At 45.3% G+C, this 7,258-nt stretch carries 5 protein-coding genes; 2 read left to right on the forward strand and 3 right to left on the reverse strand.

The window, feature by feature from the left end; all coding sequences use genetic code 11:
- The first annotated feature begins 113 nt into the window (after window positions 1-113).
- Window positions 114-1,415 carry a CitMHS family transporter gene (locus tag IC21_RS02540; RefSeq protein WP_029142171.1) on the forward strand — a complete coding sequence of 434 codons (1,302 nt, stop codon included), beginning with the start codon at window positions 114-116 and terminating at the stop codon, window positions 1,413-1,415.
- A gap of 295 nt (window positions 1,416-1,710) precedes the next feature.
- On the opposite strand, the gene IC21_RS02550 is transcribed toward IC21_RS02540, so the two are convergent.
- Window positions 1,711-2,718 (reverse strand): glycosyltransferase family 2 protein, encoded by a 1,008-nt coding sequence (locus IC21_RS02550; protein ID WP_029142169.1) that lies wholly within the window; start codon window positions 2,716-2,718, stop codon window positions 1,711-1,713.
- 367 nt (window positions 2,719-3,085) lie between these two features.
- On the opposite strand from IC21_RS02550, the gene helD reads away from it, so the two are divergent.
- The gene (gene helD / locus IC21_RS02555; protein ID WP_029142168.1) at window positions 3,086-5,377 is read left to right on the forward strand and encodes an RNA polymerase recycling motor HelD; all 2,292 of its coding nucleotides are present in this window, start codon (window positions 3,086-3,088) and stop codon (window positions 5,375-5,377) included.
- Between the two features lie 1,010 nt (window positions 5,378-6,387).
- On the opposite strand, the gene IC21_RS02565 is transcribed toward helD, so the two are convergent.
- The gene (locus tag IC21_RS02565; RefSeq protein ID WP_029142167.1) at window positions 6,388-6,615 is read right to left on the reverse strand and encodes a hypothetical protein; all 228 of its coding nucleotides are present in this window, start codon (window positions 6,613-6,615) and stop codon (window positions 6,388-6,390) included.
- 15 nt (window positions 6,616-6,630) lie between these two features.
- On the reverse strand, window positions 6,631-7,149 hold the full coding sequence (locus tag IC21_RS02570; RefSeq protein WP_080588398.1) for a sigma-70 family RNA polymerase sigma factor: 519 nt from the start codon (window positions 7,147-7,149) through the stop codon (window positions 6,631-6,633).
- Window positions 7,150-7,258: the final 109 nt, after the last annotated feature.

Raw genomic sequence — 7,258 nt, forward strand, 5'->3', positions numbered from 1 at the left:
TGAACAAAATGAACAAAATCATCAAAATAGATTTTATATCATTAATTTTGAAATCGCTTACAATATTTGCTTTGTTGGGTAAACTGAAAGAAACGAACGAAGGGGTGGCTGTTGTGTTGGCATTCATGGGATTTTTGATGATTATTGTTTTCATGTTTTTGATCATGACCAAGCGGCTTTCCGCCATGATTGCGTTAATGGTGGTTCCGGTCATTTTTGCAGTAATCGGCGGGTTTTGGAAGGGAATCGGGAAGATGGCGATCGACGGGGTTACAAGCGTCGCGCCGACCGGCATTATGATTTTATTTGCGATTCTCTATTTCGGGCTCATGATCGATGCGGGGTTATTTGACCCGGTGATCTCGCAAATATTAAAACTCGTAAAAGGGGACCCGCTCAAAATTGCAATCGGGACAGCGGTCTTAGCCGTTTTGGTATCGCTAGACGGGGACGGCACAACCACCTATATGATTACCATTTCCGCGATGCTGCCGCTTTACCAGCGGATCGGCATGAAACCGCTCGTGCTTGCGGGCATTGCCGTTTCCGGATCAGGCGTGATGAACCTGCTGCCATGGGGCGGCCCGACAGCCAGGGCAATGAGCGCGCTCGGCCTCGGGACGTCAGATCTGTTCACGCCGGTGATTCCGTCTATGATCGGCGGTTTGCTATTTGTCTTTTTCCTTGCTTTTTACCTCGGGCGGAAAGAAAGAAAACGGCTGGGAATCATCCGTACAGAAAATGAGGCATTTTTGGAACAGGCTGCAGCCGTTGCAGTCGGTGAGGGGAATGAATTAAAGCGCCCGAAACTGATTTGGTTCAACGGCCTTTTGACGATTGCACTGCTTGTTGGGCTCATTATGGAAGTGCTGCCGGCAGCGGTTTTGTTTATGCTCGGTTTTGCCATTGCAGCGATGGTGAACTATCCGAATATGGATGTCCAGAAAGAAAGGGTGGCCGCCTACGCCGGAAATGCGATGTCGGTTGTGGGGATGATTTTTGCAGCCGGGATTTTTACAGGCGTTTTGTCCGGGACAAAAATGATTGACGCAATGGCAAATACATTGATCACGCACGTTCCGGCTGCATGGGGCCCGCATTTTGCCGTCATCACAGCAGTCATCAGTGCACCGTTTACCTTTTTCATGTCCAATGATGCGTTTTATTACGGGGTTCTCCCGCTCGTTGCGAAAGCGGCTGCAGCGTACGGCATTAGCCCGGAGGCAATTGGCAGGGCATCGCTGCTCGGGCTTCCGGTCCATTTGCTAAGCCCGCTCGTCCCGTCCACCTATTTGCTGGTCGGCATGGTCGGCGCCGAGTTTGGCGATTTGCAGCGTGCTTTCTTAAAATGGGCGTGCGCATCGGCCCTCGTTATGATCATTGTGGCATTGGCGATTGGGGTGATTCCATTTTAAGCAGGAAAAGCGAAAGGATGATGTGTGCCTTTCGCTTTTTTGCACTTGAGGTAACGCCTGCGTTTGGTTCCGGTTCTTACAGGCTGGTAAGATCATGGATTGAAAAACTGCGATTTTTACGGCTGCTTTTCGTAAAATGATCTGAAAGAAAAGAAGCCCGTGTTTACGCGTTCACCGAGGTGCTTTGCCGCATACGAAAACACGGCTTCCCAAAAAAGCGAGATAGAAGGAAGCGGCGGGGTGGAACAAGCCAACCACCGCTTCTGATACGACGTAAAAAGCGACAACAGGCTTGTCAATTAATCCTTTTTGCCGAATCCTGCTGTGTCCGCAACAATTGCTGGCTGATTGTCTCCTGCTGTGCATCCTGCGCAATCGTGTAGCGCGGACGCCTTTTTGTTTCCTGGTAAATTTTACCAATATACTCGCCGATTAACCCCATACTCATCAACATAAAGCCGCCTAAAAACCAAATGGAGATGATAATCGAAGCCCAGCCGTCATCCGCATGGCCGGAAATTTTTACAAAAAGTGCATACAAGCCGGCGATGGTGCTTGATAAAAAAGTAAACAAACCGACAAGGGTAATAAAGTGAATCGGCACCACACTGAAAGAAGTAAGGCCGTCAAAGGCAAACGCCAGCATTTTTTTGAGCGGATACTTGCTCTCGCCGGCTGCCCGTTCTTTCCGGTCATAAAGCACTTCAGCCGTTTGCAAGCCGATTAACGGCATTACGCCGCGCAAAAATAAATTTTGCTCGGGAAAGCGGGAAAGCTCCTCCAGCGCACGCTTGCTCATCAGCCGGTAATCTGCATGATTGTATACGAGATCGACGCCGAGTTTTTTCATTGCCCGGTAATACCCCTGGGCAGTCGCTCTTTTAAAAAAGGTATCTTTCTCGCGCTTTTTTCGCACGCCGTATACAATGTCACAGCCGTCGTGGAACTTTAATAGAAATTCGCGCATAACCGAGATGTCATCCTGCAAATCGGCATCGATGGAAATGACGCAGTCGGCCGCTTCTTTTGCTTTTTCAAGCCCGGCAAGCAGCGCTTTTTGGTGCCCGAAATTGCGCGAAAGCTTCAATCCTTTGACAAGCCGGTTTTTCCTTGTGATTTCTTCAATCATCGGCCATGTTTGGTCACGGCTGCCGTCATCCACAAACAAAATGTTGCTTTTCGGGCTGATCAGGCCTTCGTTCATCAAGGAATACACCATTTCCGTCAGCTGGCGTTCCGTTTCGTATAAAACAGCCTCTTCGTTGTAACAGGGAACGACAATGGTCAGTACTGGATTTTCCACGTTAGCAACCTCCAACAAACAGTATTACGGATAGGTTTTGCCAGCGTGAATCACTTTATGCTTGAAAAAGGGAAATGGAGAAAAAGAATGGCAAGATGATAGATCATGCGGTCTTCTAAGAAAAAACATGAGAACAGACCAGACATTGGAAAAACAGGCAGAAACGTGGTATACTAAAATGCGGAGTGCAATGGATGGTGCAATATACATTTTACCACCTTAATTATAGCATCTTCCAATGACGATTGTCAAATTTATTGGCTTAAGGGGCCGCGTTTTTCCCGGCTGGTTGGAATGTGCTGCTTTATGCCAATGCATTTGAAGAAAGTTTTTCTATACTCTTACTTGTCAGGAAGGGGCCGGTTTTATGCCACATGATGAAGAATGGTTAAAGGAACAAAAACGCGTTGATTATACAATTGAAAAAATGAAGCAGGAAAAAGAAACACTGCTTTCCAAAGTAAGGGCTGTCCGCGGCGAGGCACAGGAAATCCGCAATACGTTCTGGGAAGACGTAACGGTGAACCTCGATGAGCCGGATGATGTCGTGGAAACATCGGCGAGCGTCCGCCAGCAGGCAGAACTGCTTGCTGAACGCGAACGGAGCTACGGGCATATGGAAAAAGACGTGAAAAAACTGGACCGCCTCATTTATTCGCCGTATTTTGCCCGCGTCGATTTTCATGAAGAAGGGGAACCTTCCGAGCCCATCTACATCGGTATTGCTTCCTACCGGGATGAGGATGAGTATCTCGTGTACGATTGGCGTGCGCCGATTTCCAGTATTTACTATGACGGGGTGCCCGGCCCGGTTTCGTACCAGGCGCCGGACGGCAGGCGCGAAGGCATCATGGATTTGAAACGGCAGTTTTTAATCCGGCGCGGCCATATTGAAGCGATGTTTGATACCGGGATCTCGATCGGCGATGAAATGCTGCAGGAAATGCTTGGGGCAAACGCAAACACCCATATGAAAAATATTGTGGCGACGATTCAGAAAGAGCAGAACCGGATTATCCGTGATGTTTCAAGCAATCTTCTGTTCGTGCAAGGGGCCGCCGGAAGCGGAAAAACATCGGTTGCCCTGCAGCGGATTGCGTATTTGCTGTACCGGTACCGCGATTCGCTCCATTCCGAGCAAATTGTTTTATTTTCGCCGAACCAGCTGTTTAATCATTATGTGTCAAAAGTGCTCCCGGAGCTCGGGGAAAACAATATGCAGCAGACGACTTTCCTGGAGTTTGCCCAGGCACGCGCTGGCAAAAAGCTAAAAGTCGAAAGCCTGCTCGAGCAAATGGAAGAAGCGCTCGAAGGCAAAGCCGAAAACAGGAAAGAAGCACGAATCAAAGGCAGCCTTGCATTTTTCCATGCCGTTCGGGATTATGCGGAAAAACTTTTAAACGGCGGCATCATTTTCCGCGATATCCGTTTTAAAGGCGAGACGATCGTGCCGAAGGAAAAAATTGCGGAGATGTTTTATGCCTATGATCAAAGCTACTCGCTGCCGAACCGGTTTCAGCTTGTCAGCAAAAAGCTGCTGAAAGAACTGGAACAGATTGCAAAAGAAGAGCGGAAAAAGCCATGGGTGGAAGAAGAAATGGAACTGCTCGGGACGGAAGCCTATCTTGCCGCCCATCAATATGCCGAGCGCAAATCGCGCAAGAACAATGATGCGTTCAGCGGGGCCGATGATGAAAAAGAATTTTTAGCGCGTAAAATCGTCAACCGCCGCTTCAGCTCGATCCGGAAACAAATTAAAACGTTCCATTATCTCCATATCCGTGCCCAGTATCTGGATTTTTTACGGCGCGGACCAGAATTTGTTCCCGGTGCGGAAGAACGGCTTGATGCAAAAACGCGCGCCGCTTTCCGCGAAGGCTGGCTGCCCTATGAAGATACCGTGCCGTTTTTGTATCTCTTTGACCTTTTGACAGGCAAAGCAACGAGCAGTTCGATCAAATATGTGTTTATTGATGAAATCCAGGATTATTCGCCGGTCCAGCTTGCCTATTTGCGCTATTTGTTCCCGTACAGCAAGTTTACGATGCTTGGTGACTTGAACCAGTCCATATTCGGCACAAGCGGCCGTTCGCAGATGGAGCTGATCAAGGAGATTTTCGGCGAAGAAAAAGCGCAGGTCGTATACTTGACGAAAAGTTACCGCTCGACTGCCCAGATCACCCGCTTTACGAAAGAAATTTTAGCGGGCGGGGAGAAGATTGAATGGTTTGAACGTGAAGGCGATTTGCCGGTTGTCGCGGCGGCCCGCGGCAACGAAGAAGCTTTGGCAAAAGTTGTACAGTTTGCGAAAAAATATGCAAAAGATAGCCATACAGTTGCGATCATCGGCAAGTCACAGAAACAGTGTGCCGAAGCGTATGAAACATTGCGGGAAGAACTGGATCTGACCTTTATTGAAAAAGAATACAGCGATCTTCCGGAAGGCATCATCCTGATCCCGTCTTATCTTGCGAAAGGGCTGGAATTTGACAGCGTCATCGTGCTCGATGCTTCGGCGTCTGTGTATAAAGATGAAGCAGAACGCACCCTGCTATACACCGTCGGAACGCGGGCAATGCACCACCTCGCCCTTGTCAGCAACGGTCCGGTTACACCGCTTTTAGATAAAGTGCCTGAGGCTCTATACGTTAAGGAATAGGAAACAGGATAACAACGGCCGGCTGCTCCAAATGCATTAGCCGGCCGTAATCTTTTCCAGGAAGTAAACTTGCATGCACGTTCGATCATGTTTACGATGCGGAAGCAAATGGCAGGGACCTTTCCACCTGTTTTACGGCTTTCAAAGGGGGGGCTTGTTTTTTTTTAAATCAGTGATGGTGTGGCGAAACAGACATCCTTGTTCGCGAAATTTAGCAGGAGTTTTGGGATGGGGTGCAGAAACATTAGAAAAAAGGAAATACCTTTTATATAGGGGGAACTTATGGAAAAGTTTATTAAAATATGGAGGAGTACTTATATTTGGCTTTTGATCTTTCTACCGGTTCTTTTATTCGCAACTTTCGATCATGTCCATATTTCTTTTTTCATCTTAGCCTTTTATTTCTTTGTTTACCTTATCATAGATATTTTATAAAAAAGTTGCAGCTAGGCAAAAAGTTGGTACTGTTTGCTTGATCTTGATTTTTCTTTATTTTAGCTTTGTTTATTGATATCACCAAGGCAGTTGTCTTGGTGGTTTTGTGTACGAAGGCACAGTTCTTTTCCCCTGGTTCATGAGACAGGACTTGCTGGACGTATCCAATTCTGAGTTTGTACCCCATTTGTCAGCAAGCTCTGTCTCGAACTTTAAAAGAACCCATTTGCGATAATACTTGACTTGGTCTCCCCTGGATTTGTTGTAAAACGCTTGCATTATATTTTTTTGCCAAAGCTGTTAGCGACCTTTCCAAATCTAGGAATTTTGCTCAAGCCCTAAGATAATGGGCTGTTTCATCTGGCAAATCCAAAATTTACCTCCACTGGGAGAACGTTTCTTTACTTATGTTATTGGACAGTAAAGATCACAAAATTCACAAGACTCATTAGAAAAAGATGCATATCGCAATTGTAAACAATTGAATCTTAAAATTTTCAACAACCCATGATTACAGTGTTTAAAGAAGATGGAATCTTATCATCCATTTGCCAACTTTTGAGAAGGCCTCTTTTTTATTCTTTCTTCTTCCATTTGGCTTCATTCTCCTTTAAATACTGAAAAAAAGTTAAAGGCTCTTTATCAAGATATGTTTCCAATTTTTGATAAATCAATATGTCCAATTCTTGGGATAGATCGTCTCGTTCATTTACGTTAGTTTCCCTTAAATAGTATTTTTTCTTAGGCTCGATTAATTTCAATATCCTTTCAATTTCTTTTTCTGTATCACGTCTTTTCCCCACTTTATCACCGCCAATTTAAAGACTCAACTGACTTTGAAGTTGTTTTATGGTTTTCTTATGCCAATAATGGATATTTTTCTCTGTTTGGCCAATTATGTTCGAGATTTCCCTTTGACTGTAGTTTTCTACGTATTTTAGTTCTAATAATCGCCGCTGTTTATAGGGAAGGGGAAAGAAAGCCCTTTCCAAACGTTCGTTTTTAAAGTCAAAAGCATTACTTTGTAGCAGGATTTTGAATAACTCTTCTTCTTGACGCGAATCTTGAATAAGATCTACCATTGGTGTTGCAGAAGATTCATCATGGTTGTTAATCGGTTTATCAAGTATCAACAGGTTTCGATTATTTCGTTTATTAACTCGCTTATCGTAATCCTTTGAATATATTTTTAAAATTCCAATAGCGTATCTTACTGCTCTATAAAATTGAACGTTTCTTTGAAAATCTTGAAAAGCCAAATTTAATTTGCTGATGGTATTGAGATCTCCTTTTTGATAAGCTTCAGCTAATAGTTTTTCATTTTTTTTATCCTTTATTTAGAAAGTGAACTACCCTCCACTTATCAACCTTACGGTTTGATTGAAGTGGGGGCTTCTCGACTTATCGTTGCTTTTACTAGCCAACGAAAACTGACCGAGCTAACCC

The sequence above is a fragment of the Heyndrickxia coagulans DSM 1 = ATCC 7050 genome, from assembly GCF_000290615.1.
Classification (GTDB): Bacteria; Bacillota; Bacilli; order Bacillales; family Bacillaceae_C; genus Weizmannia; species Weizmannia coagulans.

Coding starts and splice junctions, on each gene's coding strand:
- helD (WP_029142168.1), top strand. CDS start 3,086: ATGCCACATGATGAAGAATGGTTAAAGGAACAAAAACGCGTTGATTAT.